This is a genomic window from Geodermatophilus sp. CPCC 205761 (genome assembly GCF_051383655.1).
Taxonomy (GTDB): domain Bacteria; phylum Actinomycetota; class Actinomycetes; order Mycobacteriales; family Geodermatophilaceae; genus Geodermatophilus.
Genome location: NZ_JALPKQ010000064.1, coordinates 1 through 26,162 on the forward strand (window position 1 = coordinate 1; position 26,162 = coordinate 26,162).

At 76.4% G+C, this 26,162-nt stretch carries 21 protein-coding genes; 15 read left to right on the plus strand and 6 right to left on the minus strand.

What is annotated here, in order from left to right; translation table 11 throughout:
* Positions 1 to 98: 98 nt before the first annotated feature.
* From MY526_RS24665 to MY526_RS24680, 4 genes are all read left to right on the plus strand, one after another.
* On the plus strand, positions 99 to 3,530 hold the full coding sequence (locus MY526_RS24665) for a DNA polymerase III subunit alpha (protein ID WP_436705289.1): 3,432 nt from the start codon (positions 99 to 101) through the stop codon (positions 3,528 to 3,530).
* A 141-nt stretch (positions 3,531 to 3,671) separates the two neighbouring features.
* Positions 3,672 to 4,151: a VOC family protein gene (locus tag MY526_RS24670; RefSeq protein WP_436695450.1), complete on the plus strand. Its 480-nt coding sequence runs from the start codon at positions 3,672 to 3,674 to the stop codon at positions 4,149 to 4,151.
* A gap of 71 nt (positions 4,152 to 4,222) precedes the next feature.
* Positions 4,223 to 4,981, plus strand: a complete 759-nt coding sequence (locus tag MY526_RS24675) for a class I SAM-dependent methyltransferase (protein ID WP_436695449.1) — start codon at positions 4,223 to 4,225, stop codon at positions 4,979 to 4,981.
* On the plus strand, positions 4,978 to 6,147 hold the full coding sequence (locus MY526_RS24680) for an alkaline phosphatase family protein (protein WP_436695448.1): 1,170 nt from the start codon (positions 4,978 to 4,980) through the stop codon (positions 6,145 to 6,147). Before MY526_RS24675 ends, MY526_RS24680 begins: the two co-directional genes overlap by 4 nt.
* 12 nt (positions 6,148 to 6,159) lie before the next feature.
* Here the strand turns inward: MY526_RS24680 and MY526_RS24685 are convergent, their stop codons facing one another.
* The 3 genes from MY526_RS24685 to MY526_RS24695 are packed head-to-tail and all read right to left on the minus strand — an operon-like array spanning position 6,160 to position 8,715.
* Entirely contained in the window at positions 6,160 to 7,101 is a 942-nt protein-coding gene (locus tag MY526_RS24685) for a sucrase ferredoxin (RefSeq protein WP_436705290.1), read from the minus strand.
* A 19-nt stretch (positions 7,102 to 7,120) separates the two neighbouring features.
* The gene (locus MY526_RS24690) at positions 7,121 to 8,422 is read right to left on the minus strand and encodes a cupin domain-containing protein (protein WP_436705291.1); all 1,302 of its coding nucleotides are present in this window, start codon (positions 8,420 to 8,422) and stop codon (positions 7,121 to 7,123) included.
* A 14-nt stretch (positions 8,423 to 8,436) separates the two neighbouring features.
* Positions 8,437 to 8,715 (minus strand): BatC protein, encoded by a 279-nt coding sequence (locus tag MY526_RS24695; protein WP_436695445.1) that lies wholly within the window; start codon positions 8,713 to 8,715, stop codon positions 8,437 to 8,439.
* Positions 8,716 to 8,929: 214 nt separating this feature from the next.
* On the opposite strand from MY526_RS24695, the gene dinB reads away from it, so the two are divergent.
* The 3 genes from dinB to MY526_RS24710 all read left to right on the plus strand — a co-directional run bounded on the left by dinB (position 8,930) and on the right by MY526_RS24710 (position 11,133).
* Positions 8,930 to 10,132, plus strand: coding sequence for a DNA polymerase IV (gene dinB, locus MY526_RS24700; protein WP_436705292.1), 1,203 nt, complete (start codon positions 8,930 to 8,932; stop codon positions 10,130 to 10,132).
* Between the two features lie 192 nt (positions 10,133 to 10,324).
* Positions 10,325 to 10,723, plus strand: a complete 399-nt coding sequence (locus MY526_RS24705) for a DUF3040 domain-containing protein (protein ID WP_436695443.1) — start codon at positions 10,325 to 10,327, stop codon at positions 10,721 to 10,723.
* A gap of 80 nt (positions 10,724 to 10,803) precedes the next feature.
* A complete protein-coding gene (locus MY526_RS24710) occupies positions 10,804 to 11,133 on the plus strand; it encodes a DUF2750 domain-containing protein (RefSeq protein ID WP_436705293.1) in 330 nt (109 codons plus the stop codon).
* 9 nt (positions 11,134 to 11,142) lie between these two features.
* On the opposite strand, the gene MY526_RS24715 is transcribed toward MY526_RS24710, so the two are convergent.
* From MY526_RS24715 to MY526_RS24725, 3 genes are read right to left on the minus strand one after another with little or no spacing between them, the layout of a single operon-like run.
* Positions 11,143 to 13,536: a transglutaminaseTgpA domain-containing protein gene (locus tag MY526_RS24715; protein WP_436705294.1), complete on the minus strand. Its 2,394-nt coding sequence runs from the start codon at positions 13,534 to 13,536 to the stop codon at positions 11,143 to 11,145.
* Entirely contained in the window at positions 13,533 to 14,903 is a 1,371-nt protein-coding gene (locus MY526_RS24720) for a DUF58 domain-containing protein (protein WP_436695440.1), read from the minus strand. Before MY526_RS24720 ends, MY526_RS24715 begins: the two co-directional genes overlap by 4 nt.
* Positions 14,904 to 14,905: 2 nt before the next feature.
* Positions 14,906 to 15,886: an AAA family ATPase gene (locus MY526_RS24725; protein WP_436695439.1), complete on the minus strand. Its 981-nt coding sequence runs from the start codon at positions 15,884 to 15,886 to the stop codon at positions 14,906 to 14,908.
* Positions 15,887 to 16,237: 351 nt separating this feature from the next.
* On the opposite strand from MY526_RS24725, the gene mraZ reads away from it, so the two are divergent.
* The 8 genes from mraZ to ftsW form a co-directional block, all read left to right on the plus strand.
* The gene (gene mraZ / locus MY526_RS24730; protein ID WP_436695438.1) at positions 16,238 to 16,672 is read left to right on the plus strand and encodes a division/cell wall cluster transcriptional repressor MraZ; all 435 of its coding nucleotides are present in this window, start codon (positions 16,238 to 16,240) and stop codon (positions 16,670 to 16,672) included.
* Between the two features lie 397 nt (positions 16,673 to 17,069).
* Entirely contained in the window at positions 17,070 to 18,065 is a 996-nt protein-coding gene (gene rsmH / locus MY526_RS24735) for a 16S rRNA (cytosine(1402)-N(4))-methyltransferase RsmH (protein ID WP_436705295.1), read from the plus strand.
* 40 nt (positions 18,066 to 18,105) lie between these two features.
* Entirely contained in the window at positions 18,106 to 18,810 is a 705-nt protein-coding gene (locus MY526_RS24740; protein WP_436705296.1) for a hypothetical protein, read from the plus strand.
* Positions 18,811 to 18,812: 2 nt separating this feature from the next.
* Positions 18,813 to 20,636, plus strand: coding sequence for a peptidoglycan D,D-transpeptidase FtsI family protein (locus tag MY526_RS24745; protein WP_436705297.1), 1,824 nt, complete (start codon positions 18,813 to 18,815; stop codon positions 20,634 to 20,636).
* A 79-nt stretch (positions 20,637 to 20,715) separates the two neighbouring features.
* Complete coding sequence (locus tag MY526_RS24750) at positions 20,716 to 22,287, plus strand: UDP-N-acetylmuramoyl-L-alanyl-D-glutamate--2,6-diaminopimelate ligase (protein ID WP_436705298.1); 1,572 nt, start codon at positions 20,716 to 20,718, stop codon at positions 22,285 to 22,287.
* Positions 22,284 to 23,690, plus strand: a complete 1,407-nt coding sequence (locus MY526_RS24755; RefSeq protein WP_436695433.1) for a UDP-N-acetylmuramoyl-tripeptide--D-alanyl-D-alanine ligase — start codon at positions 22,284 to 22,286, stop codon at positions 23,688 to 23,690. Before MY526_RS24750 ends, MY526_RS24755 begins: the two co-directional genes overlap by 4 nt.
* Positions 23,687 to 24,766 carry a phospho-N-acetylmuramoyl-pentapeptide-transferase gene (gene mraY / locus MY526_RS24760; protein ID WP_436695432.1) on the plus strand — a complete coding sequence of 360 codons (1,080 nt, stop codon included), beginning with the start codon at positions 23,687 to 23,689 and terminating at the stop codon, positions 24,764 to 24,766. Before MY526_RS24755 ends, mraY begins: the two co-directional genes overlap by 4 nt.
* 68 nt (positions 24,767 to 24,834) lie before the next feature.
* A partial coding sequence (ftsW, locus tag MY526_RS24765; protein ID WP_436705299.1) for a putative lipid II flippase FtsW occupies positions 24,835 to 26,162 on the plus strand: 1,328 nt, incomplete at its 3' end.

Below are 26,162 nucleotides of genomic sequence, written 5' to 3' on the forward strand. Positions count from 1 at the left end.
CCCCCCGGTGGCCAGCACGGTGCCGCCGGCCCCCGCCCCGGTCCTCGGTGGTGGGCCCTCGGCGGAGCTGAGCCGGGCCCGGCGCGTCCGGCCGCCGGGTGCCGGCCCGCGGCGGGGCCGGCGTCGACCCGCGGCTGCCCCGGGTCACCTTCCTGGCCCGCGACGGCGCCGGCTGGCGGTCGCTGTGCCGGCTCACCAGCGCCACCCACCTGCGTGGCACGCGGGGCGAGCCGGTGAGCTCGCTGGCGCTGGCCGCCGAGCACGCCCCCGGACTGGTCACCCTGCTGGGCCCCGACTCCCCGGTGGGGCGGGCGCTGGCCGCGGGGCGGGCCGACGTGGCCTCGGCCCGGCTGGCCGCCTGGCGCGCGGTCTTCGGCCCCGGCTCGCTGGTGCTCGAGGTGGTGCACCACCGCGGCCGGGGCGACCGCTCCCGCGCGCAGGGCCTGCTGCGCTTCGCCGCCGCCGAGGGGGTGCCGGTGGTGCTGACCAACGCCGTCCGCTACGTCGACGCCCTCGACGCCCCCACCGCAGACGTCCTCGACGCCGCCCGGCGGCTGGTGCCGCTCGACGTCCGCCACGTCGACCGGCGCACCGCCGAGGGGTACCTGAAGTCGGGCAAGGAGATGACCGAGGTCGCCGAGGACCTCCTGGGCCCCGACCGCGACGCGGTGCTGCGGTTGCTGGAGCGCACCGCCCGGCTGGCCGAGCAGTGCGCCGTCGACGTCCGGGGCGATCTCGGCATCGGCACCGTCCGCTATCCCGAGCTCGACGTGGTCACCACCCCGGCCGAGCAGGGGATGAGCCCCTCGCAGGTGCTCCGTGCCCGCTGCGAGGCCGGGCTGGGCCGGCGGGGGATGGACCTGACCGAGCGGGTCCGGGTGCGGCTGGAGGAGGAGCTGGGGGTCATCGACTCCCTCGGCTACCCGTCCTACTTCCTCACCGTCGCCGACGTGGTCGACCTCATCAAGAGCTCGAGGGTTCGCGCGGCCGCGCGCGGCTCGGGTGCGGGCAGCCTGGTCACCTACCTGCTGGGCATCTCCGACGTCGACCCGATCCGCTACGGGCTGCTGATGGAGCGGTTCCTCTCCCCGCTGCGCCACCAGCTGCCCGACGTCGACATCGACGTGGAGTCCGCCCGCCGGATGGAGGTCTACGACGCGGTGATCGAGCGCTTCGGCGCCCACCGGGTCAGCTGCATCTCGATGATGGACACCTACCGGGTGCGGCACGCGATCCGCGACGTCGGCGCCGCGCTCGGACTGCCCCCGGCGGAGATCGACGCGGTGGCCAAGGCCTTCCCGCACATCCGGGCCAACCAGGTGCACGCCGCGCTCAAGGACCTCCCGGAGCTGCGGGCCAGCCGGTTCGGGTCGCGGCGGGGCGGCGGCACCGGCGACCTCGACCTGCTGTTCGACCTCGTCGCCCGGCTCGACGGCCTGCCCCGGCACATCGCCCTGCACCCGTGCGGGGTGCTGCTCTCCGACGCCACGCTGCTCGACCGCACCCCGGTGGAGAACAGCTTCCTCGGCTACCCGATGAGCCAGTTCGACAAGGACGACGTCGAGGAGCTCGGGCTGCTCAAGCTCGACCTGCTCGGCATCCGGATGCAGTCGGCGATCGCCCACGCGCTCGACGAGGTGGCCCGGGTCGACGGCGAGGTCGTCGACATCGACGCCGTCCCGCGTGACGACCCGACGACGTTCGAGCTGATCCGCAGCACCCGCACCCTCGGCATGTTCCAGATCGAGTCACCCGGGCAGCGGGAGCTGGTCGGCAAGTTCGGGCCGCAGACGTTCGAGGACATCGTCATCGACATCTCGCTGTTCCGGCCCGGGCCGGTGAAGAGCGACATGGTCACCCCGTTCCTCATGGCCCGGAACGGCTGGCGGGAGACGGTCTACCCGCACCCCGACCTGGCCTTCGCCCTCGAGGAGACCGCCGGGGTCGTGGTCTTCCACGAGCAGGTCCTGCAGATCGTGTCCCGGATGACCGGCTGCACCCTGGCCGAGGCCGACGAGGTCCGGCGGGCGCTGGGGGAGAAGGACGCCCACCCCGAGGTGCGGACCTGGTTCGTGCCCCGGGCGCTGGCCGCGGGCTACCCGCCGGAGGTGGCCGAGCAGGTCTGGGAGGTGCTGGTCGCCTTCGGCTCGTTCGGCTTCTGCAAGGCCCACGCCGCGGCGTTCGCGCTGCCCACCTACCAGTCGGCGTGGCTCAAGGCGCACCACCCCGCGGCCTTCCTCTCCGGGGTGCTCACCCACGACCCCGGCATGTACCCGAAGCGGCTGATCCTCGACGACGCCCGCAACTTCGGCGTCCGGGTACTCGGCCTGGACGTCAACGCCTCGACCGGGGTGTACCGCGTCGAGCGGCTCACCCGGGAGGACGCCGCGGAGGACGAGCCCGACGAGGTGGCGTGGCGGCGGCCGGAGTGGATGCCGCCGGCGATGGCCGACCCGTCCCGCTACGGCATCCGGCTCTCCCTCGCCGACGTCAAGGGCATCTCCGAGGAGGAGGTGGCCCGTGTCGTCGCCGGGCAGCCCTACCGCTCCCTGACCGACTTCTGGCACCGGACGTCGGTGTCCCGGCCGGTGGTGGAGCGGCTGGTCCTCGCCGGCGGCTTCGACTCCCTCTACGGCTTCGGGGTGCGCGACCGCGAGGCCGGCCGGCCCACCCGCAGCCGGCGGCAGGTGACCCGGCGGGACCTCCTGCTGCAGATCGGTGAGCTGGACCGGTGGAGCCGCAGCGGGGCGAAGGCGAACTCGAACGGCCAGCTCAGCCTCGATCTCATGGGTCTGGAGCTGCCGGGGGAGGAGGAGCCGGCCGAGGCCGGACCCAGCTGGGCCGAGGGCAGCGGGCTGCCCGAGTTCACCGACGCCGAGCTGGTGCGGGCCGAGCTGGAGGTGCTGGGGCTGGACGCCAGCCGGCACGTCGTCGACTTCTACCGGCCGTTCCTCGCCGCGATCGGCGCGGTGCCGGCCGGGGAGCTGCTCGGCAGCCGCAGCGGTGCCGAGGTGCTGGTCGCCGGCGTCAAGGTGGCGACCCAGACGCCGCCGATCCGCTCCGGCCGGCGGGTGGTCTTCGTGACCCTCGACGACGGCACCGGGTGCACCGACTCCACCTTCTTCGAGGACGCGCAGGGTCCCTACGCGGCCACGGTCTTCCACTCCTGGCTGCTGGTGATCCGGGGGGTGCTGCGCCGCACCGGGCCGCGGGGGGTCTCGCTGCGGGCCACCGGCGCGTGGGAGCTGCCGGCGCTGCACGAGGCGTGGGAGACCGGCGGGGTGGCCGCGGTCGCCGAGCACATGGCCCGACCGGGGGAGTACACGGAGGCGGCGATCAGCGGGGCGGCGGCGTCGCACGGGTCCCGGCCGGTGGTGGTCAAGCCCGTGCTCGTGCACCCCACCGGGTTCCGGATGTCGCCCTACGCCGACATCAAGCCGGCCGGCGAGGACGCCGCGACCGCGGCGCGGCGGGCGGCCGCGGCGCCGCGCAAGCTGTGGCACTCCAGCCCCGGGAGCTCCGGCCACTGACGGAGGACACCCTCCCGCTCCGCTCGGAGCGGGACCCGCGAGGAGGCCGCTGCCGGTCGCACGGCGGCGGCGACCGATGAGTTGCCGGGCCGGTCGGGGTCCAACCACCACCGACGCGATCCAGCCGAGAGAGGACCCCCGATGCCGAAGCAGATCCCCTGCCTGTGGTTCGACGGCGCTGCCGAGGAGGCCGCCGCCCACTACACCTCGATCTTCCCGAACTCCTCCATCGGCGAGGTCCTCCGCTACGGGCCGGGCACCCCGATGCCCGAGGGCACCGCGATGACCGTCAGCTTCACCCTCGACGGGCAGGAGTACGTCGGGCTCAACGGCGGACCGCAGTTCCCGTTCACCGAGGCGATCTCCTTCCAGATCATGTGCGCCGACCAGGAGGAGGCCGACCACTACTGGACCCGGCTCACCGAGGGCGGCGAGGAGGGCCAGTGCGGCTGGCTCAAGGACAAGTTCGGCGTCTCCTGGCAGGTCGTGCCGACCGAGCTCATGTCCCTGCTCACGGATCCGGACCCCGGCCGGGCCCAGCGCGCCACCGAGGCGATGATGCAGATGCGCCGGATCGACCTCGCCGAGGTCAGGAGCGCCGCCGACAGGGTCCCCGCCTGACCGCCCCGTCCAGAGGCTCGCCGCGAGCTTGCGAGCGGTGAGGAGGACGGGGTCCTTATAGGCTCCGACGGGTGCCGCCGTCTGCCCCCGCCCCGTCCGCTGCGGACCAGCTGCCCGCTCGCGCGGCCGCCGTCTGGGCCGCCCTCGACCCGCTGGTGGGGGCGGGCACCGCGCTGCGCGTGCTCGACGTCGGCGGCGGCAGCGGCAACTTCGCCGTCCCGCTGGCCCGGCTCGGCCACGAGGTGACCGTCGTCGACCCCAGCGCCGACGCCCTCGCCACCCTGCACCGGCGGGCGGAGACCGCGGGGGTCGCCCCGCGGGTCCGCGGCGTCCAGGGCGACGGCGACCTGCTGCACGAGGTGGTCCCGCCCACCGACGGCGACGAGGGCAGCTACGACCTCGCCCTGTGCCACTCCGTGCTCGAGGTCGTCGACGACCCGGCCACCACACTCCGCGAGCTCGCCCGGGCGCTGCGCACCGGCGGCACCGCCAGCATCGCCGTGGCCAACCGGGCCGGGGCGGTCCTCGCCCGCGCCGTCGGCGGGCACCCGGTCGAGGCGCTCGCCCTCCTCGAGGACCGCGACCCCGACCCCCGCCGCGCCGCCCGGCCCGCGCGCCGCCGCTTCACCCCCGACGACCTGCTGGCCCTCGTCGCGGCGGCCGGTCTCCGGCCGGGCACCTGGCGCGGGGTCTCCGTCGTCGCCGACCTGCTCGACGTCGCCTCCGGCGCCGACCCCGACGCCGTCCGCCGCCTCGAGCTGGCGCTGGCCGGCCGGTCGCCGTACCGGGACGTCGCCACCGGGCTGCACGTCCTCGCCACCCGCCCATGACCCTCCCCGCCGGCCTGCAGCGCCCCGCCTACGGGACGGCGACCCTCGCCGACGTCCTCCCCGGCGCGGCCGCCGCCCTCGGGGTGCCGGTCGAGCGCGGGGACCTGCCCGCCGACCCGCTCGGCCTCACCGCGGCGCTCGCCGGGGCCCGCCGGGTCGCCGTCCTGCTCGTCGACGGTCTGGGCGCCGACCTCGTCCGCGCGCACGCCGACCTGGCGCCCGCCCTCGCCGCCCTCGCCGCTCCGGCCGGCGACCTGTCCGCTCCCTGCCCGAGCACCACGCCGGTCAGCCTCACCACGCTCGGCACCGGCCTCCCGCCGGGCAGCCACGGCATCCTCGGCTTCGTCACCGCGGTGCCCGGGGAGGAGCGGACGCTCAACCACGTCCAGTGGGGCGACGACCCCGACCCGCAGGTCTGGCAGGCCCGGCGCAGCGTCTTCGAGCAGGCCGCCGCCGCGGGCGTCGAGGTCGCCGCCGTCGCCCCCTACGCCTTCGCCCGGTCCGGCCTCACCAACGCGGCCTACCGCGGGGCCCGCTACACCGGCACCGTCGGCCCCGGCGACCTCACCGCCGTGCTGCTGGAGTCGCTGGCCGCCGCGCCACGCACCCTCGTCTACGGCTACACCGCGGAGCTGGACCTCACCGGGCACGTCCGCGGCGTCGACTCCGCCAGCTGGCGCGCGCAGCTGGCCCTGGTCGACCGGATGGTCGAGCAGGTGGTCGCCGGGCTGCCCGAGGACGCCGCCCTGCTGGTCACCGCCGACCACGGGATGCTCGACGTCCCGCCGGCCACCCGGATCGACCTGGACGCCGAGCCCGACCTGCTCGAGGGGGTCGCGCTGCTGGCCGGGGAGCCGCGGGCCCGCTACCTGCACGCCGTCCCCGGCGCGGCGGACGACCTGCTCGCCCGGTGGCGGGAGGAGCTCGGCGACCGGGCGTGGGTCGCCGGGCGGGACGAGGTCATCGCCAGCGGCGTCTTCGGCCCGGTGGACGACGACCTCGCCGCCCGCATCGGCGACGTCGTGGCCCTCGCCCGCGGCACGTGGGCGCTCACCGCGACCGAGCAGGAACCCGGCCCCAGCCGGCTGATCGGCTATCACGGCTCGCTGACCCCGACCGAGCTGGCCATCCCGCTGCTCCTCGCTCGCGGGCGGGCCCTGGGCTGAGCCCGGAGTCGGTCAGACCGCCGGGACCAGCCGCACGTTCCAGATGTGGGTGTGCGCGTCGTGCGTCGCCCGGCAGGTCAGCCGCACCGCCTCCTCCGACGGCCGGCTCTCCACCTCGGCGACGACGTCGCCGTCCGGACCGGCGAGGGTGACCAGCCACCGCTCCACCTCCGCCCCGGCCGCACTCAGCCGGCGCACCCCGCGCGGCGGCAGGTCGTCGACCGCCAGCAGCGACAGCTCCCCGCGCGCGACGTGCTGGGCCGCCTGCACCGGCGGCGGGCACCCGGACCGGCCGCGCAGCCACGGGAGCGCGACCCGGCCGGCGGCGTGCGCGGCGACCAGGTCGGCGCCGTCGCCGGGCACCTGCCCGTAGTAGAAGCCGTGCGGCAGGACCAGCACGTTCGCGGCGAAGCGGTCGCCGCCCAGGTGGCTGCACTCCCAGACGTCGTCGGCGGCCAGGGCCTTCGCCAGGGGGCGGCCGCGCAGCGCACAGCAGGCGTCGTGGCCGCCGTGCGCGCACACCAGGTAGGTCGGCCCGGAGGAGGCGTCGCCGGCCGAGCCGTCCCACGGGGCCTCGACCAGCTCGGCGTCGCTGGACCGCACCGACCACCACAGCCCCTCCTGGCCGGGCCGGCCGTCGACGTAGGCCCACCGCCGCCGGGAGTCGGTGAGCTTGTCCCCGGGCCGGCGGACCAGCAGCACCCGGACGTTCTCCACCCGCGCCCGGTGCGACAGCAGCGGTGCCACGGCGGGGTCGAAGCGGGACTGCCGGAGCGCGTCGACGCCCCAGGGTCCCGGCTGCTCGATGAGCAGCCAGCGCTGGGCCGGCGAGGCCGTGCCGACGCCGGAGTCCCCGCGCAGCAGGGCGCCCACCGAGCAGCGGTTCTCGTCGATCCGGCCGACCGGCCGGCCGGGCGCCTCCGCGGGACGGCAGAAGTCGGCGACGTCCGTCACGCCCGGAGGCCCGGCCGGCTCACGATCCGGGCGCGCGGTCACGGGTCCCATCGTGCCCCGCGGTCGGGTCCGGGACGACGGCGTCGGGCACGACCGCGATCGACTCGGTGACCAGCCGCCGGGCGAGCGTGAGCTGGTCGGCGGCGTCCAGCCCGGGCAGGTCGACCACCTTCAGCTCACCGGCGGCGAGCAGGCCGGCCACCGCGGGGCGCGCCTCCGCGGGGAGCTCGAGCGACCGGCGGCCGGCGACCAGCGTCACGCGACCGTCGACCGGTTCGCGCAGCCGGCAGCGCAGCCGGGGCCGCAGCCGCAGCACCGTGTCGGCGGTCAGGGCGGCGGCGGCGGTCGCCTGGGCCAGCGGCGCCACCGGCTGCGGCCGCACCTGCGCCCAGGTCCGCGCGCGCAGCCGGTCGGCGACGTCGGCCGGGTCGACCCGGTCCAGCCAGCCCCGCAGCGCGGCGACCACCGCGGCGACGTCACCGGCCACCGCGGCCGGGTCGGCGAGGTCGAGGCCCAGCGGCAGGGAGCGGCGCAGCGAGGGGTCCTCGGCGGCCAGTTCGCGCACGAGGTCCAGCGCGGACTCGGCGGCCGCCCAGCGGGTCACCGGGTGCACGCCGACGGTCAGGTGCGCGCTGATCCCGCCCAGGGCGACCGCCGAGTGCAGGTGGCCGCGGGGGAGGTAGAGGGCGTCGCCGGGGCGCAGCACCGCGTCGATGACCGGCTCGCGCTCGGCGGCGGCGGCCACGGCGGCGGCCCGGTCGGTCCAGGGCTGGGTGCGCAGCGGGTCGGGGAGCACCGGCTCGTGGATGCGCCAGTGCTTCTCGCCGGCCACCTGCAGCACGAAGACGTCGTGCACGTCGTAGTGGGGGGAGAACCCGCGCGAGGACGGCGGGGTGACGTAGGCGTTCACCTGCGTCGGGTGGCCCAGGTCGGTGGCGAGCTGGTCGGCGAACTCGATCAGCGGCGGCCACAGCCGGTGCAGCCCCTGCAGGACGACGGTGCTCCCGTCCGCGAACAGCCGCAGCACCGCGTCGGAGGACACCTGGTCGGCGATCTCGGCTCCGGCGCCGCCGGAGGTGGTGAACCGCTTGGGGTCGACGACGGCGCCGTCCTTGGCGATCCGCAGGAAGGGGGTCCTGAGCCCCCGGCGGGACAGCAGCTCGTCGACCGCGGCCAGGTCCAGCAGGTCGGCGAAGGAGGCGCCGGTCTCCTCGGCCCTCGTGAGCAGCGGCCGGCGGGACCAGTACCGCTCGGCGAACTCGTCAGGGTCCAGGGCGGTGCACCGGCGCAGGGCCGGCCGGGAGTCCGGCCGACCCTGCACGGTGGGGTTCTCGGTCAGGCCGAACCGTCCGCGCCGCCGTCCGCCCCGCCATCGGCACCGCCGTCGGCACCACCGTCGGCGCCACCGTCGGAACCGCCACCGGCACCGCCGTCGGCACCACCATCGGCACCACCATCGGCACCGCCGTCGGAACCGCCGCCGGCCGCGCCACCGTCGCCGGGGCCGTGGCCCGCGCCGCTGTCGGCTCCGCCGTCGGCACCACCGTCTGCGCCGCCGTCGGCACCGCCGTCGCCGCCACCGGGGGTGGTCATGTCATCGTCGTCGAGCGCCATGGGTCTCCGATCAGAGCGGTAGCGGGCCGCCGGGTGGCGGCCTCCGGTCGGTGCCTTACCTCACTCATCCTGCTCTCACACACCCGCCCCGACCAGCGGGAACGGCGGCTCTGCAACGGGTCGGTCACGACACGGGGTGGAGGTGCCCGGACGGGCCCGGGGGAGTTACCGTCCACCCGTGCGTCGAACGCGTGTTCGACGGCAGGGAGGAGTCATGGCCCAGTCCACCCGTGCCGCCGGCTGCACCGTGCTGCACGTCGACATGGACGCGTTCTTCGCCAGCGTCGAGGTGCGCCGCCGCCCGGAGCTGGCCGGCACGCCGGTCATCGTCGGCGGGGCCGGCAACCGGGGGGTGGTCACCTCGGCCACCTACGAGGCCCGCCGCTACGGCGTGCACGCGGCGATGCCGACCTCCCGGGCGCTGCGGCTGTGCCCGACGGCGACGGTGCTGCCGGGGGACATGGCGCTCTACGGCGAGGTGTCCCGGTCGGTCATGGCGCTGTTCCGCTCGATCACCCCGCTGGTCGAGCCGCTGAGCCTGGACGAGGCATTCCTCGACGTCTCCGGGGCCGGGCGCCGGCTGGGCGACGCCGCCGAGATCGGTGAGTACATCCGCGGCCGCGTCTACGACGAGCAGGGCATCACCTGCTCGGTGGGCGTGGCCGGCACCAAGTTCGTGGCCAAGCTGGCCTCCACCCACGCCAAGCCCGACGGGATGCTCGTCGTCCGCCCCGCCGAGGTCATGGACTTCCTGCACCCGCTGCCGGTCGGCGCGCTCTGGGGGGTGGGCGCCAAGACCGAGGAGGTGCTGCTCCGGCTCGGCCTGCGCACCGTCGGCGACCTCGCCCACGTGCCGGCCCGCACCCTCCAGCGGGCGGTGGGCCAGGCGGCCGGCGGTCACCTGCACGAGCTCGCGTGGGGCCGCGACCCCCGGCGGGTGGTGCCCGACGAGCCGGAGAAGTCGACCGGGCACGAGGAGACCTTCGGCACCGACGTCGACGACCCGGCGGTCATCCACCGGGAGCTGCTGCGGCTGTCGGAGCGGACGGCGGGCCGGCTGCGCTCGGGCGGCTGGCTGGCCCGCACGGTGACCATCAAGGTCCGCTTCGCCGACTTCGCCACGATCACCCGGTCGCGCACCCTCGACGTCCCCACCGACGTCGGCCAGGAGCTCTACGAGACCGCCCGCGCGCTGTTCGACGCCCTCGGCCTGGACCGGGCGCGGATCCGGCTGGTCGGGGTGCGCGCCGAGCGGCTGGTCGAGGCGGGCTCGGCGCCGCGGCAGCTGGAGCTGGGCGCCCGGGAACACGGCCGCCGGGAGGCCGAGCTCGCCGCCGACCGGGCCGCCCGCCGGTTCGGCGCCGGCGCGGTGCGCCCGGCGACCCTCCTGCACCGCGACGCCCTACGCACCCGGTGACGACGGCGGCCGCCCGGGAACCCGGGAGGGCCGCCGTTCGTCCCCTCCTGGAGGCTGCGACCCACCCGCGAGAGTGATCACGGCGCGTCGGCGACGGCTCGCCTTTCGCGCCCCGCAAAGGGCTCGTATCCTCGTTGTCACCGTCGGCGGACACCGCCGACGGGTTCTGGCTTTGGCCCATTGGAGGTCGACGTGCCGCTCTCCGAGCACGAACAGCGACTGCTGGAGCAGATCGAGCGCGCCCTCGTCGATGACGATCCCAAGTTCGCCTCGTCGGTCCGCACCGGTGATCGCAGGATCAAGGCGCGCCGCCGGCTGCAGCTCGGCGCCCTCCTGGTCCTCGTGGGCATGGCCGTCCTCGTCGGTGGCGCGGTGGCCCCGTCGGTGCCGCTCGGCGTCCTCGGCTTCCTCATCGCCTTCGGCGGCCTGGCCCTCGCCGTCCTCAACTACCGGTCCGCCACCGGCGCCGTCGAGCCCGGCACGGCCGGTCCCGCCGCCGCGCCCGGTCGCGGCGGTCGGGGGAGCAAGCCCCGCAGGCAGCCGCTCAAGAACCGGCTCGAGGAGCGCTTCCGCCGCCGCTACGACCAGTAGCCGCACGTCCCTCCCGGCAGCCGCCGTCCCCCGCGGACGGCGGCTGCCGTGCGTCAGGGGCCTGGACAGAGAGGACCGCCGTGCCGGACCAGGTGGAGGAGGCGCTCGCCGCGCAACAGGGGCTGTGGGGCTGGGGTGACGCCGACGGGATCGTTCCGTGGACCGGTGAGGACGGCGCCGACGTCGTCCCGCTGTGGACCGGGGCCGAGCAGGCGGACGCCGCGTCGAGGGACGGCGCCGACCCGGGGGAGAGGCCGGTGTTCCTGGACCTCGACGCGCTGCTCGACGCCGTTCCGGAGTGGCTGGCCGCCGGCGTCCGCGCGGCCCGCCTGCACCCGGAAGGCGGGCTCCCGCTGACCGTGCCGCTGGTCGAGCTGACCGAACGGGTGCTCCGCCTGCAGGTCGGCTGAGCGCGCCCGTCAGCCGCGCTGCGGCGCCCGCGGGCGCACCCGCAGTCGCAGCCGCGTCCGCCGTGCCATCGCCGCCCGCGCCCCGGCGAACAGGGACGGCGGCCACAGCACGGCCCGCAGCCGGGCCGATCGCGAGGCACCCGCGAGCAGCCCGTGCCGGGCGGTGGACAGGGCCGCCCGCAGCTCGGCACCGGCCGGTGGGGCGCTGCCGGGCCGTGCGTAGCTGGCCGCCTCCTCCGCGCGGGCCAGCCGTGTGACGGCGTCCGCGGCGGCCTGGGTCGATCCGTGCCGGCCTCCGGCCCGGTGCCCGCCGGCCCCGGCGGCCTCGGCCAGCTGGGCCGCGACCTGCCGTGGCGTCCGCGCCGGGTCGCCCTCCAGCCCGAGGTCCAGCGCGATCGCCGCGAGCTCGTCCCACAGCGCCCCGGCGCCGCCCGTGGCCAGCCGGCGCCGTCGCTGCAGCGCCCGCAGCCCGGCGGGCACCGCCGCCAGCGCCGCGACCCCGAGCAGCGCCGCGGCCCCCAGCAGGACCGGTTTCACCCAGCCGGCCGCCTGCGGCGCCGCCTGGGGCGCCGGTCCGCCCTGCGGCGCCTGGTCCGGCTGCGGAGCGGACGGCACCGGTCCCGGCAGCGGCGTCACCGGGGTGTCGGTCCGGGGGTCGATCTCCTGGTCCGGAGCGCGCGGCGCCCACGGCAGCTCGACGGCGCGGTCGACGTCGATCGGCGTCGGGTCGAACGGCACCCAGCCCAGGTCGTCGAAGTACACCTCCACCCAGGCGTGCGCGTCGTCGCTGGTGACCAGCCGGCTGCCGTCGGTCTGCACCGTGCCGGGGGTGTACCCGAGGACGACCCGCGCCGGGATGCCGGCCGCCCGCACCAGGGCCCCCATCGCCCCGGCGTACTGCTCGCAGTAGCCCTGGCGCAGCCGCAGGAAGTCGGCGAGGTCGTCGCCGCTCGTCCCGGGCGCGGTGGACAGCGAGTAGCGGTAGCCGTTGGCGGGGTTCGTGAAGTGGTCGTAGATGGCCCGCACCCGCTCGACGGGCGTCTCCCGCCCCGCGGTCAGCGTCGAGACCAGGTCGACCACCTCCGGCGCCAGCGGCGGCAGAGCGGTGTAGCGCTGGACGAGGGGCAGGTCCGGCGGCAGCTGCCCGGCCGCGAGCAGCTCCTCCTCGCTGGGCCGCGGTTCCACCGCCGACACCGACCACGTCCGGCCCTCGGTCGTGACGTCGCGGCCGAACACGGTGGCCGTCCCCGGGTCGAACCGCCACTGCTGGGGATCAGCCACGGCCACGGCCAGCGGGGAGTACAGCAGGGGCAGGAAGCGGTCCTCGTGCCCCAGGGCGGTGATCAGCGCGTCGACCGGCCGGCCGTCCCGGCGTCCCGGCAGCGGCGCGAGCTCGCTGTCGTCGCCCACCGACGTCTCGCCGTCGAGGTTGCCCACCGACCAGCCCTCCTCCGCGTCGTACACGTCGAGGGCGACCACCCGCAGGTAGCCCGGGTCGTCGACGGAGGCGTCCACCCGCAGCAGGTCGATCGGCTCGTCCAGGGTCAGCTGGCCCTGCAGCGCGGCCGCGGGGTCCAGTGACGTGCCGGTGGAGCTCCCGCCGGGGCCGAAGCCGTCGGCGAAGGTGCCCTCGGTGAACGTCGGGACGACGGCGCCGACGACCAGCCCGATCAGCACCGCCACCGCACCCGTGCGGAGGGCGGTCAGCGTCCCGGTGCCCAGCAGCGGACGGCGACCCTCCCGCGGACGCCAGCCCAGCCGCCGGTGCTGGTCGGCCCACAACAGGAGGGCCAGCCCGGCGGCGGGCGCGGCCACCGGGAGCGCGCCGATCGTGCCGGTCACCGTGCTCACCGGCACGCAGAAGAGGACGAGCAGCCCCAGCCCGGCCAGCGCCGGCTGCCGCCCCCCGACGGCGACCAGGTCGACGACGACGGCGACCATGCCGACCAGCAGCGTGGTGAGCGTCAGCAGACCGGTGAGGGGCAGCGCGGGGGTCGCCTGCTCGCGCAGCTCCACCGAGCCGTCGGCCATCACCTGGCCGAGGTCGGTGACGCTGTCCGGGGTGGGGAGGACGCCCCCCAGGGCGGCGGCCGGCGCGAACAGCGCGGTGACCAGGCAGGCCAGCGCCGCGAGCTGGCCGAGCGGCACCAGCGGCACGCCGAGGCCGACCCAGATCGCGGGCACCGGCCGGTCGCCGGCGATCGCCGACCACAGCGCCGTCCCCGCCCCGCGCAGCACCAGGCCGGCGGCGGCGACGACGGCGAGGGCGGCCAGGACCGGCGGCACCCAGGCCCGGTCGGTGAAGACCGGCACCAGGGCCCACGCGCCCAGCGCGGTGGCCGCGGCGGCGGCCAGTGTCGTCCCGGCGTCCTGGACGAGCTCGCGGGCCGTGGACTCGGTCATGCCCAGGCCCCCCGCAGCCCGGCCGGCACCACGCCGGCGCGGCCCAGCTGAGCCCAGACCGCCGCCACCGAGTCCTCGGCGCCGGCGACCGCGACCTGCCAGCCGCCGGCCCGCAGCAGGTCGGCGGCGGCCTCCTGCTGGCGGGTGAGCTCGGAGCGGGCGGCGCCACCGGCCGGCCGGCGGCCGCGCACGGCGCCGGACTCGGCCCAGCGGCCGATGTCGGCGAGCACGGCCAGGTCGGTGGTCGGTCCGGAGCGGGCCCGGACGAGCTCGGCGGCGTCCTCCGGCCCGATCGCGCCGAGCAGCGCGATCACCGACCCCTCCCCGGCGACACGGGTGAGCAGGTCGATGCCCGGCCCCAGCCCGGTCAGCCGGGACGGGGTGATGCCGGCGAGCCGGTCGAGCAGCTCGCCGCGGCCCAGGCCGTCGTGGTGCCCGGTGGGGGTGAGCTCGCGGGCGTCGGTGATCACCCGCAGGGTGGCGCCGCGGCCGATCAGCTCGGTGCCGATGCTCGCCGCGGCCTCGATCAGCCACTCGAGGCTGTCGGGCGGGGGTGCGTCGGTGCCGGCCTCGGCGGCGCGGGCGTCGGCGGCGTGCCCGCGGGCGATGAGGTGCGCGCGGGCACGGGTGTCCAGCAGCAGGGTTCCCTGGGCGCGCCACGGACGCTCCTCCAGCCGGACCATGAGCTCTCCGGTGCGCGCCGTCGCCCGCCAGTGCACCTTGCGCAGGTCGTCGCCGTGGCGGTAGGCCCGCGTGCTGACGTCGTCCTCGCCGTGCACCGCGATGGACCGCCGGGCGCCGGACCCCCCGCCGCCGTGGCCGCCGGCCGGCCCACCGGCGCCGAGGGGCACGACCCGCGGCACCACGACCAGCGGGGCGCTGTCGGTGCCGGCGATGCTGCGCAGCACCAGGCCGAACGGGTCCACCAGGCGCAGTCGCAGCGGCCCCAGCCGGTAGCGCCCGCGGCGGCTGCCGTGCACGCGGTAGTGCAGGGTCGCGGTCTCCCCGGCGGGCAGCCGCTCCACGACGAACTCCGGCGACGGGCCCGTCTCGGCCGGCACCGTCTCGGCCAGCAGCCACAGCCCCCCGGTGCCGCGTCCGGCGTTGGTGACCTCCAGCCGCACCTCGGCGTGCCCGCCGCGCGGCACCCGTGACGGGGTCACCGTGCGCCGGGACGCCACCCGGAACCGGCGCCGGGCCACGGTGGCCGCCGAGAGCAGCGGCAGCGCCAGCACGAACAGCGCGATCTGCACCAGCGGGCGCTCGCCGAGGAGCACGCCCAGGACCAGGAGCGTGAGCCCTGCGGCGACCAGGCAGCGGCCGCGCAGCGTCAGCGTGCCCAGAGCCGTCGCGACCGGTCCGCGCACCGTCAGCGCCCGCGGGGCACCGGGACGGTCGCCAGCAGGTCGGTCACCACCTGCTCGCCCACGCGGCGGGCAGCGGCGGCGTCCGGGGTGAGCAGCAGGCGGTGGGCCAGCACCGGCACGGCCACGGTCTGCACGTCGTCGGGCAGGACGTGGTCGCGCCCGGCCAGTGCGGCGGCGGCCCGGGCGGTGCGCAGCAGCTGCAGCCCGGCGCGCGGGGACGCGCCCAGGCGCAGGTCGGGGGAGCGGCGGGTGGCCTCGACCAGCGCCACCACGTACCGCCGGACCGCCTCGGACACGTGCAGCCGGCCCACGGCCGCCACCAGCGTCCGGATGCAGGCGGCGTCGGCCACCGGGGTGAGGGAGGCCAGCGGGTCGGTGGTGACCATGTCGTCGAGCATGGCCAGCTCCGCCTGGCGGTCCGGGTAGCCCATCGAGACCCGCGCGGTGAAGCGGTCGCGCTGGGCCTCCGGGAGGGGGTAGGTGCCCTCCATCTCGATCGGGTTCTGGGTGGCCATCACCAGGAACGGCCGGGCCAGCTCGTAGCTGATGCCGTCGACGGTGACCTGCCGCTCCTCCATGCACTCCAGCAGGGCCGACTGGGTCTTGGGGGAGGCGCGGTTGATCTCGTCCGCGACCACGATGTTGGCGAAGACCGCGCCGGGCTTGAACTCGAACTCCCGGCTCTCCTGGTCGTAGATCGCCACCCCGGTGACGTCGCTGGGCAGCAGGTCGGGCGTGAACTGGATGCGGCGCACGGTGGCGTCGATCGAGGCGGCCAGCGCCTTGGCCAGGGTGGTCTTGCCGACCCCCGGCACGTCCTCGATGAGCAGGTGGCCCTCGGCGAGCAGCACCACGAGCGCCAGGTGCACGACATCGGGCTTGCCGTGGACGACGCGGGCCATGTTCCCCGCGATGCGGGCTCCTTCGGCTGCTACGTCGACCGAGGAACCCGTGCCGTCTGTGGTCGTGGTCACCTCGGTCACGGAACCACGGTACGTGCGCGGAACCGTGGCCGGACGGTCCCGCGGAACGGCGGCCGGTGCGCGAGCCGACTTCCTGCCCCGAGGAGCCCCACGAGGGCCCGGCGACGGTGTGCGACGACCGGCCGCCGGGTGGTCCGGTGGGGGCGGCGCCCCCCTGCGCCCCACCGGGCTCACCCACCCCGCGGACGACGCGCTGACCTGCGGGTGGGGCGGTGGGGAGGCCTGGTCACGACATGGTGTCGAGTGGTGTCCGGTGGGGCGTAGTGGGTTACTGTGTGGCCCGGTGGGGAGGCAAGGCCCGTCCCGGGTGCACCCCGGAGCACGAGGAGGACCGATGGGGGAGGTGATCCGGTGTTCGTCGGCAGCTATCCGCTGCGGCTCGATGAGAAGGGCCGGCTCGCACTCCCCGTCCGATTCCGCGAGCAGGTGGCCGGCGGCATGGTGATCAAGAAGGGCCAGGAGCGCTGCATCTACGGCCTCACCATGACCCGGGTCGCCGAGCAGAGCCAGGCGGCGGCCTCGATGGCGCCGTCGGACACCGCCGCCGCCCGCATGCGGGCCCGCATGAGCTTCGGGTCGATGGTCGAGGTCGAGCCGGACAAGACCGGCCGCATCACCATCCCCGCGAACCTGCGGGAGTACGCCGGACTGGACCGCGACGTCGTCGTGGTCGGCGTCGACACCCGCTTCGAGATCTGGGACGCCGCGACCTGGGACGCCTACGTGGCAGAGCAGGAGGCCATCTACTCCGAGATGGAGAGCGAGGGGATGCCCACCCTGTCCTGACCCCTCCGCCGTCCCTCCGACCCCCTCCGGGCCCCACCCGACCGAGCCGACTTCCCCGCGGCTCGACCGGACCGGCCCGAGTCGCCTTCCCCGCGACTCGGTCCCCGGCACGGAGATCCCGCACCGCCCACGGGCGCGCCGCCGGCAGCAGGCCGGCGCGGGCCCACCCGTCCCCGCGGGGCACCACCTGACGCACTTCCCCGGCGCCAGGCGGGCCCCGCGGGCGGCGGACCGGGTCCGCGTGCCCCACTCCGCCCCACCACCCCCACTGCGCCCCACCGGTGCGCGAAACGCCCGCTGCCCTCCACCCGCCGACCGCCGCCCCGCGCCACCATGGACGGGCACTCCGGCCCGCGACCCCCGCGCGGCCTCCGACCCGCCCGAGGAGCAGCCGACGATGAGCAGCACGGGTTCTGCCGCGGCACCGGGCCCCTCGCGGCCCGCGGTGCACGTGCCCGTCCTGCTCGAGCGCGTGACCGAGCTGCTCGCCCCCGCCTGCGCCGCCGACGGCGCCGTCCTCGTCGACGCGACCCTCGGCCTGGCCGGGCACGCCCTCGCCCTGCTGGGCGCGCACCCGGGGCTGCGGCTGATCGGCCTCGACCGCGACCCCGAGGCCCGCGCCGAGGCGGCCCGCCGGATCGGGGCGGCCGGCTGCGAAGACCGCGCGACCCTCGTGCCCGCCGTCTTCGACGAGCTGCCCGAGGTGCTCGACCGGCTCGGCGTCCCCGAGGTGCAGGCCGTCCTCTTCGACCTCGGGGTCTCCTCGCTCCAGCTGGACCGGCCCTCCCGCGGGTTCAGCTACGCCGCCGACGCGCCGCTGGACATGCGCATGGACCCCGCCGCACCGCGCACCGCCGCCGACGTGGTGAACACCTATCCCGCGAACGAGCTGGCCAGGGTGCTGCGGGTCTACGGCGAGGAGCGGTTCGCCGACCGCATCGCCCGGGCCATCGAGCGGGAACGGGCCCGCGAGCCCTTCACCCGCACCGGGCGGCTGGCCGAGCTGGTCCGCGCGTCCATCCCGGCCGCCACCCGCCGCACCGGTGGTCACCCCGCCAAGCGGACGTTCCAGGCGCTGCGCATCGAGGTCAACGACGAGCTCGGCGTCCTCGAGCGGGCCCTGCCGGCGGCCATCGAGGCGCTGGCCGTGGGCGGGCGGATCGCCGTCATCACCTTCCACTCCCTCGAGGACCGGATCGTGAAGCGGACCCTCGCCGCCGGTGCCGTCGACCGCACCCCACCGGACCTGCCCGTGCCGCTGCCCGAGCACGGCCCCACGCTGCGCCTGCTCACCCGCGGCGGCGAGGCGCCCTCGGCCGAGGAGGTCGCGGTCAACCCCCGGGCGGCCTCGGCCCGCGTGCGGTCCGCCGAGCGCATCCGGCGGGCAGCGTGAACGAGGAGACGTGGCTGCCGGTCCGCGGCGAGGAGGTCGCATGAGTGCCGCCGCCCGCGCTGCCGGGGTCCCGCCGGAGCCCCGGCCCGCTCCGGCCCGTCCCCGGCCCGGTGCCCGCGTCGCCCCGGTGCCGGCGCCGAAGCCGGCCCGCGAGCCGAAGCCGGTCCTGGAGCCGAAGACGGCCCGGGAGCCGAAGCCGGCCCGGGAGCCGAGCACCGGGACGGCGTCCGGCACGCGGAACCCGGGCCCGGCCACCGCGGCCCGCCCCGTCCGCGCGCACTCCGCCCCGGTGCGCACCGGGTCGCTGCGGTCCCGTCCCGTCGCGCGGCCGCAGGCGACCGGGCCGGCGCCCGGTCCCGTGCCCGCGACGGCGCCGGGCCGGGTCCGCCGGATGGCCGCCGCCGCGCAGAGCACCCGCCGGGCGCCGTTCGTCCTCATGGTGGTCGGGCTGCTCGTGGCCACCGCCCTCGGCCTGCTGTTCCTCAACACCGCCATCGCGGTCAACTCGCTGAAGGCCACCCAGCTGCGGGTGGCCAACGCCGACCGCGCCCAGGAGGTGCAGCGGCTCGAGCAGCAGGTGGTCTCCGGCAGCACCCCGGCGGAGCTGGCGTCCGATGCGGAGGAGGCCGGCCTGGTGCCGGCCGGCGCCGCGGGCTACCTGGTCATCGGCGAGGACGGCGCCGGCACCCTCCGCGGGGAGCCGGTGCCGGCGGAGGACCCCGACGCACCCGAGAGCGACGACTGAGCATGCCGACCGCCGTCCGCCCCCCGGCCCCCGGCCGGCGCACCGGTGACCGCGCCACCCCCCGCGGGTCCGGTGCGTTCGCGCCCCGGCGCGCTCCGGGCTCCCCGCGCCTGCGCGGCGGCATCCGCGCCAGCAGCAAGCGGCTGACCGTCGGGCTGCTCGTCGTGCTGGCCCCCCTGCTGCTCGTCATGGGCAAGCTCGTGCTGCTCCAGGGCGTGGACGGCGGTGACTACGCCACCGCGGCCGCGCAGGACCGGCTGCGCAGCTACCCGATCGCCGCCCTGCGCGGCGAGGTCGTGGACCGGGACGGCAACCCGCTCGCCTACACCGTCGCCGCCTCGCGGGTGGTCGCCGACCCGACCGTGGTGGCCGACCCCGCCCGCACCGCGCTGGCGCTCACCACGCTGCTCGACGTCCCCGTGTCCGAGCTGACCGACCAGCTCTCCGGCGAGGGCCGCTACGTCGTCCTCGCCGAGCAGGTGTCGCCGGAGATCGTCGACGCCATCGAGGAGCTGGGCCTCGGCGGCATCTTCTTCGAGGACGACCCGATCCGGCTCTACCCGGCGGGCACGGTGGCCGGCCAGGTCGTCGGGTTCGTCGGGCGGGACGGCGACGGCCTGGCCGGCATCGAGCACGCCTTCGACGAGGAGCTGGCCGGCCGGCCCGGAGAGCGGCGGGTCGAGGTGGGCAGCGGCGGCCACCCGATCCCCTCGGGCATCGACGAGTCCACCCCGGCGACCGACGGCAGCACGGTGGCCCTCACCCTCGACGCGGACCTGCAGTTCGTCATGGAGCAGCGGCTGGACGAGGCCTGCCAGGACGGCGCCACCACCCGCGCCTCGGCGGTCGTCCTGGACGCGCACACCGGCGAGGTCGTGGCCATGGGCTCCTGCCCCGGCTACGACCCCGCGGACGCCCGGCAGACCGACGCGGAGCTGCTGCGCAACCCGGCCGTCTCCGACGTCTTCGAGCCCGGCTCGGTCATGAAGGCCGTCACCCTGGCCGCCGCCGTGGAGGAGGGTGTGGCCACCCCCGACACCGTCCTCACCGTGAACGGGCACATCCAGGCCGGCGACGCCGTGGTCACCGACGCCCACGACCACGAGCCGATCGACTGGACGGTCACCGGCGTGCTGGCCAAGTCCAGCAACGTCGGCACGATCATGCTCGCCCGCCAGATCGGCGACGAGACGCTCGAGGAGTACCTGCGGGCCTTCGGCGTCGGCAGCACGACCGGCATCGAGCTGCCGGGGGAGAGCGCCGGCATCTTCGCCGGCTCCGAGGACTGGGAGGCCAGCCGCGCGGCCAACGTGGCGATCGGACAGGGGGTCTCGGTGACCACCCTGCAGATGGCCTCGGTCTACCAGGCGATCGCCAACGACGGCGTCCGCATCCCGCCGCGCCTGGTGGCGTCCGTCGGCGGGCGGCCCGGGCCCGAGCCCGAGGGCACCCGGGTGGTCAGCGAGTCGACCGCCGACCAGATGGCCTACATGCTCGAGGCCGTCGTCGGACCGGGCGGCACCGCCCCGCTGGCGCAGGTCGACGGGTTCCGCGTGGCCGGCAAGACGGGCACCGCCCAGCGCGCCAACCCCGAGTGCGGCTGCTACGACGGCGGCGGGTACGTGACCACGTTCGTCGGTTTCGCCCCGGCCGACGACCCGCAGTACGTCGTCGCCGTGGACCTGGAGCGGCCCACCAGCTCCGCGGAGGGCGGCCAGGTGGCGGCGCCCGTCTTCGCCGACATCATGCGGCAGGCGCTGACCGCCGACGGGATCGTCCCGTCGGGGACGCCGCGCCCGGACTTCCGCCTCACGGGTTCGGAGTAGTCGCCGGCGGACAGGTGTGTCGGCCGTCCCCGCGTGTGGGGGGCGGGCCGCGCCCGGCCCGCCGGTAGATTGGAGCCCCGTGAACGAGAGCGGGAGGGCGCCGGGGAGCCGGCCGGGGCCGTCGGCCCCGCTGACCCTCGCCGACCTCGCCGACCTGGTCGGCCCGCCTCTCTCCGGCGACCCCGGCGCGGCGGTCACCGGCGTGACCCTCGCCTCGGGTGAGGTCCGGCCCGGCGACCTGTACGCGGCCCTCCCGGGCGCCCGCACGCACGGCGCCCGGTTCGCCGCCGACGCCGCCGCCCGCGGTGCGGTCGCCGTCCTCACCGACCCCACGGGCCGCGACGCGGCGGTCGCCACCGGTCTGCCGGTGTGCGTCGTGGACGACCCCCGCGCGCTGCTGGGCGCCGTCGCCGCGCGGGTGTACGGGGAGCCCGGCCGCCGGCTGCAGGTCATCGGGATCACCGGCACCAACGGCAAGACGACGACGGCCTACCTGGTGGAGGCCGGGCTGGCCGCCGCCGGCCGCGGCACCGGCCTGATCGGCACGGTCGAGACCCGCACCCGCGGTCGGGCGGACGACGGGTCGCCGACGGTCACCGCCTTCCCCAGCGTCCGGACGACGCCCGAGGCGCCGGCGCTGCACGCGCTGCTGGCCCGGATGGCCGACTCGGGCGTGCAGACGGTGGTGATGGAGGTCTCCAGCCACGCGCTGGTGCTCGGCCGGGTCGGCGGCGTGCCGTTCGCGGCGGCCGGCTTCACCAACCTCGGCCGCGACCACCTGGACTTCCACACCGACCTCGAGGACTACTTCCTCGCCAAGGCCCGGCTCTTCGACGGCCGGGCCGCGGTCGAGGTGGTCGACGTCGACGACCCGTACGGGCGCCGGCTGACCGGGATGCTCGCCGGCCGCCGGGCGGTCACCGTCTCCGGCCGGGGCGGGGACGCGGACTGGAGCGCCACCGACGTCACCGTCTCGCCCGGCGGCGGCTCGGCCTTCACCCTCTCCGGGCCCGGCGGGCGCAGCTGGCCGGCCCGGGTGCGGCTGCCCGGGGACTTCAACGTGGCCAACGCCGTCCTGGCGGTGGCGCTGCTCGACGCCGTCGGCGTCCCCGTCGAGACGGCGCTGGCGGGCCTGGCCGTCACGGTCGTGCCCGGCCGCATGGAGCCGGTCGACGCCGGCCAGCCGTTCGTCGTGGTGGTCGACTACGCGCACACCCCCGACGCCGTCACCACCGCGCTCGCCGCGCTGCGCGCGGCCACCTCGGGCAGGGTCCTCACCGTGCTCGGCTGCGGCGGCGACCGTGATCCCGGCAAGCGGGCCGCCATGGGGGCGGCCGCCGTCCTGGGCAGCGACCTGCTGGTGGTCACCGACGACAACCCCCGCTCGGAGGACCCCGCCGCCATCCGCGCCGCGATGCTCGCCGGCGTCCCGGCCGACCGCCGCGACGCGGTCCTCGAGGTCGGCGACCGGCGCGCGGCGATCGCCGCCGCGGTCGCGCGCGCCCGCCCCGGCGACGCCGTCCTCGTGGCCGGCAAGGGCCACGAGTCCGGCCAGGAGGTGGCCGGCACCCTGCACCCGTTCGACGACCGCGCCGTCGTGCGCGAGGCCCTGGCGCAGCTCGCGCCGGCCGGAGTGGAGCCCCCAGCGTGATCGCCCTCGACCTGGCAGCCGTGGCGGAGGCGGTGTCCGGGCGGCTGACGGCGGACGCCGCGGGCACCGTCACCGGGAAGGTCACCGTCGACTCGCGCGCCGTGGCCCCCGGTGACCTGTTCGTCGCCGTGCCCGGGGAGCGCGTCGACGGGCACGACTTCCTCGCCGCCGCCGCAGCGGCCGGTGCGGTCGCGGCCCTGACCACCCGCCCGGACGACGCGCTGCCCTGCGTGGTCGTCGACGAGCCGGTGGCCGCGCTCGGCCGGCTGGCCGCCGCCGTGCACGCCCGCCTGCGGGACGGCGGCCTGCGGACGCTGGGCATCACCGGCTCCTCCGGCAAGACGTCGACCAAGGACCTGCTGGGCCAGGTGCTGGCCGGCGCCGGCCCGACGGTGAGCCCGCCCGGGTCCTACAACAACGACATCGGCCTGCCGCTGACCGTGCTCGACGCGGACTCCACCACCCGCTTCCTGGTCCTGGAGATGGGCTCGCGCGGGCCCGGGCACATCGCCCGCCTGTGCGGGATCGCCGCCCCGGAGGTCGGCGTGGTCCTCAACGTCGGATCGGCGCACCTGGGCGAGTTCGGCTCTCCGGACGGGATCGCCGCGGCCAAGGGCGAGCTGGTCGAGGCGCTGCCCGCCGACGGCACCGCCGTCCTCAACGCCGACGACGCCCGCGTGCTGGGCATGGCCCCGCGCACCCGCGCCCGGGTGCTCACCACCGGACGGGCCGAGGGCGCCGACGTCCGGGCCGACGACGTCACGCTCGACGGGTCCGGCCGGCCACGGTTCACGCTGGTCGCGGCGGGGGAGAGCGCGCCGGTGCACCTGCAGGTGGTCGGCGTCCACCAGGTGGCCAACGCGCTCTCGGCGGCCGGTGCCGCGCTCGCCGTGGGCCTCGAGGTGCCCGCGATCGCCGCGGCGCTGTCGGAGGCCGGGCCGCGCAGCCGCTGGCGCATGGAGGTCAGCCGCCGCGCCGACGACGTCACCGTCGTCAACGACGCCTACAACGCCAACCCGGAGTCGATGCGCGCCGCGCTCGCCGCCCTGTCCGGTCTGGCCGGGCGGCGGCGGATCGCCGTCCTCGGTGCGATGGCCGAGCTGGGGCCGGACGCGGCCGCCGAGCACGAGCGGCTGGGCCGCGACGCGGTGGCCTCCGGGGTGGACCTCGTCGTGGCGGTCGGGCCCGATGCGGTAGGGATAGCGGTGGGCGCCGCGGCCGCGGGAGCGGCGCGGGGCGACACCACGAACGAGGGCGCGGTGCACGTGCCGGACCGGGCCGCGGCCCGGCAGCTGCTGACGGAGGTCCTGGTGCCCGGTGACGTCGTGCTGGTGAAGGCCAGCCGGTCCTACGGGCTCGAGGTGCTGGCCGCCGACCTGCTCGACACCGGGGCAGGCGCGTGAAGTCCGTCCTCATCGCCGCGGCCTTCGGCCTGGTGATCTCCATCCTCGCCACCCCCGTGGCCGTGCACCTGTTCCGGCGGCGGGGCTTCGGCCAGGAGATCCGCGACGACGGCCCCGAGAGCCACCTGTCGAAGAAGGGCACGCCCACCATGGGCGGCACCGTCATCGTCGGGGCGACCGTCGGCGGGTACCTGGTCTCCCACCTGTTCCTGGTGAACCAGCCCGGCCGTGGCGTGACCGCCAGCGGGCTGCTGGTGCTGCTGCTCATGGTCGGGCTGGGCACGGTCGGCTTCCTCGACGACTACCTCAAGATCCGCTACCGGCGCAGCCTCGGCCTGAACAAGACGGCGAAGCTGGTCGGGCAGCTGGTCGTCGGCGTCGCCTTCGCTGTCCTGGCGATCAACTTCCCCGACCCCGCCGGCACCACCCCGGCCTCGACCGTCGTCTCCTACGTGCGCGACATCGCGCCCCTGGCGCTGGGGTCGATCGGCTTCGTGATCCTGGCCTACCTGTTCATCGCCGGGTTCTCCAACGCGGTGAACCTCACCGACGGGCTGGACGGGCTGGCGGCCGGCTGCTCGGCGATGGTGTGCGGCGCGTACACGATCATCTCGTTCTGGCAGTTCACCCACGACTGCACCACCGAGGTCATCGACGGCTGCTACACCGTCCGCGACCCGCTCGACGTGACGCTCGTGGCGGCCGCCGGCCTGGGGGCCTGTCTGGGCTTCCTGTGGTGGAACACCAGCCCGGCCCGGATCTTCATGGGCGACACCGGCTCGCTGGCCCTGGGCGGCCTGCTGGCCGGGCTGGCCATCGTGACCCGCACGGAGCTGCTGCTGATCGTCCTCGGCGGCCTGTTCGTCGCGGTGACGCTCTCGGTGATCATCCAGGTGGCGTTCTTCCGCGCCACCCGCCGGCGGGTGTTCCGGATGGCGCCGCTGCACCACCACTTCGAGCTGGCGGGCTGGACGGAGAACACCGTCATCGTCCGGTTCTGGCTGGTGACCGGGATGGCGGTGGCGTTCGGGCTGGGGCTGTTCTACGCCGACTGGCTGTCCATCACGGGCCTGTGAGAGGTCGCTTACCGCGACACGCCCCTCCGCTGCCCCGCGACACGCGGGGCAGCAGAGACGATGGCCCGATGGAGTCCACCGGCGCCACACCGCTGCGCGAGGCACGCCGGACGACGCCGGCCGCCCGGGGGAGGACCGCACCGCGCCGGTTCCCCGCCCCGGCCTGGCTCGACGGTCCCATGACCAGCTGCCACCTCGTGGTCGGTGCGGCCGGCCTGCTGCTGGCCATCGGCCTGGTCATGGTCTTCTCCGCCTCCGCGATCGAGGCCGCCCTGGACGACCAGCCGGCCTGGGTCCCGGGGGTCAAGCAGGTGCTGCTCGCCTGCGTGGGCCTGGTGCTCTGCTACGTCGCCGTCCGCACGCCGGTCGGGTTCGTCCGCCGCTGGGCGCCCCTGGCGCTGGTCGGTGCGGTCCTGCTGCTGCTCGTCGTCCTCGTGCCCGGCATCGGCAAGCAGCTCAACGGCTCCCGGCAGTGGATCGACCTGGGGTTCACCGACTTCCAGCCCTCGGAGCTGGCCAAGCTGGTCTACGCGCTGTGGGGCGCGCACATCCTGGCCGTCCGCGACCGCTACCTGACGCTCAGGGCGATGGTCGTCCCGCTGCTGCCGGTGTTCGCCGTCCTGTCGTTGCTGCTGTACCTGGAGCCGGACTTCGGCGCGATCATGAGCCTGGGACTGGTCCTCATCGGGCTGCTCTGGGGGGCCGGCCTGCCGCTGCGGTTCTTCGCGTGGGGGATGGCCGGGGCGGCCATCGGGATCGTCGTGATGATCCAGGCGGCGCCCTACCGGATGGCGCGGATCACCGCCTTCCTCGATCCCTTCGCCGACCCCTCCGACGGCGGCTTCCAGGCCATCCGCGGCTTCTACGCCCTGGCCACCGGCGGGCTGTGGGGCGTCGGGCTGGGCAACAGCGCGATGAAGTGGAACCTGCTGCCGCACGCGGAGTCGGACTACATCTTCGCGATCATCGGCGAGGAGCTCGGGTTTCTCGGGTGCCTGGTGGTGGTCACCCTCTACGGCGTGCTCGCCTACGCCGGCTTCCGGATCGCCCGCCGCTCCGCCGACCGCTTCGTCCAACTGGCCTGCGTGGCCATCACCGTCTGGCTGATCGGCCAGGCCGCGATGAACATGGGCTACGTCGTCGGCGTCCTGCCGGTGACCGGGGTCCAGCTGCCGCTGATCTCCGCCGGCGGCACGTCCCTGGTGCTCACCCTGCTGATCGTCGGGCTGCTCATCCGGTTCGCCCGGTGCGAGCCCGAGGCGATCGAGCACCAGCGCGGCCGGGACCGCAGCCGGCTGGCCCGGCTGCTGCTGCCGGTGCCGGCGCACGCGGTCGACCCGCTCCGCCCGCGCCGCCGCCGTCCCGAGCCGGCCCCCGAGCGGCCAAGTCGGATCGT

Excerpts from the sequence above, each read along its gene's own strand:
- MY526_RS24670 (WP_436695450.1), top strand. The coding sequence starts at position 3,672 with ATGCCGAAGCAGATCCCCTGCCTGTGGTTCGACGGCGCTGCCGAGGAG.
- MY526_RS24680 (WP_436695448.1), top strand. The coding sequence starts at position 4,978 with ATGACCCTCCCCGCCGGCCTGCAGCGCCCCGCCTACGGGACGGCGACC.
- MY526_RS24695 (WP_436695445.1), bottom strand. The coding sequence starts at position 8,715 with ATGGCGCTCGACGACGATGACATGACCACCCCCGGTGGCGGCGACGGC.
- dinB (WP_436705292.1), top strand. The coding sequence starts at position 8,930 with ATGGCCCAGTCCACCCGTGCCGCCGGCTGCACCGTGCTGCACGTCGAC.
- MY526_RS24715 (WP_436705294.1), bottom strand. The coding sequence starts at position 13,536 with ATGACCGAGTCCACGGCCCGCGAGCTCGTCCAGGACGCCGGGACGACA.
- rsmH (WP_436705295.1), top strand. The coding sequence starts at position 17,070 with ATGAGCAGCACGGGTTCTGCCGCGGCACCGGGCCCCTCGCGGCCCGCG.
- MY526_RS24740 (WP_436705296.1), top strand. The coding sequence starts at position 18,106 with ATGAGTGCCGCCGCCCGCGCTGCCGGGGTCCCGCCGGAGCCCCGGCCC.
- MY526_RS24745 (WP_436705297.1), top strand. The coding sequence starts at position 18,813 with ATGCCGACCGCCGTCCGCCCCCCGGCCCCCGGCCGGCGCACCGGTGAC.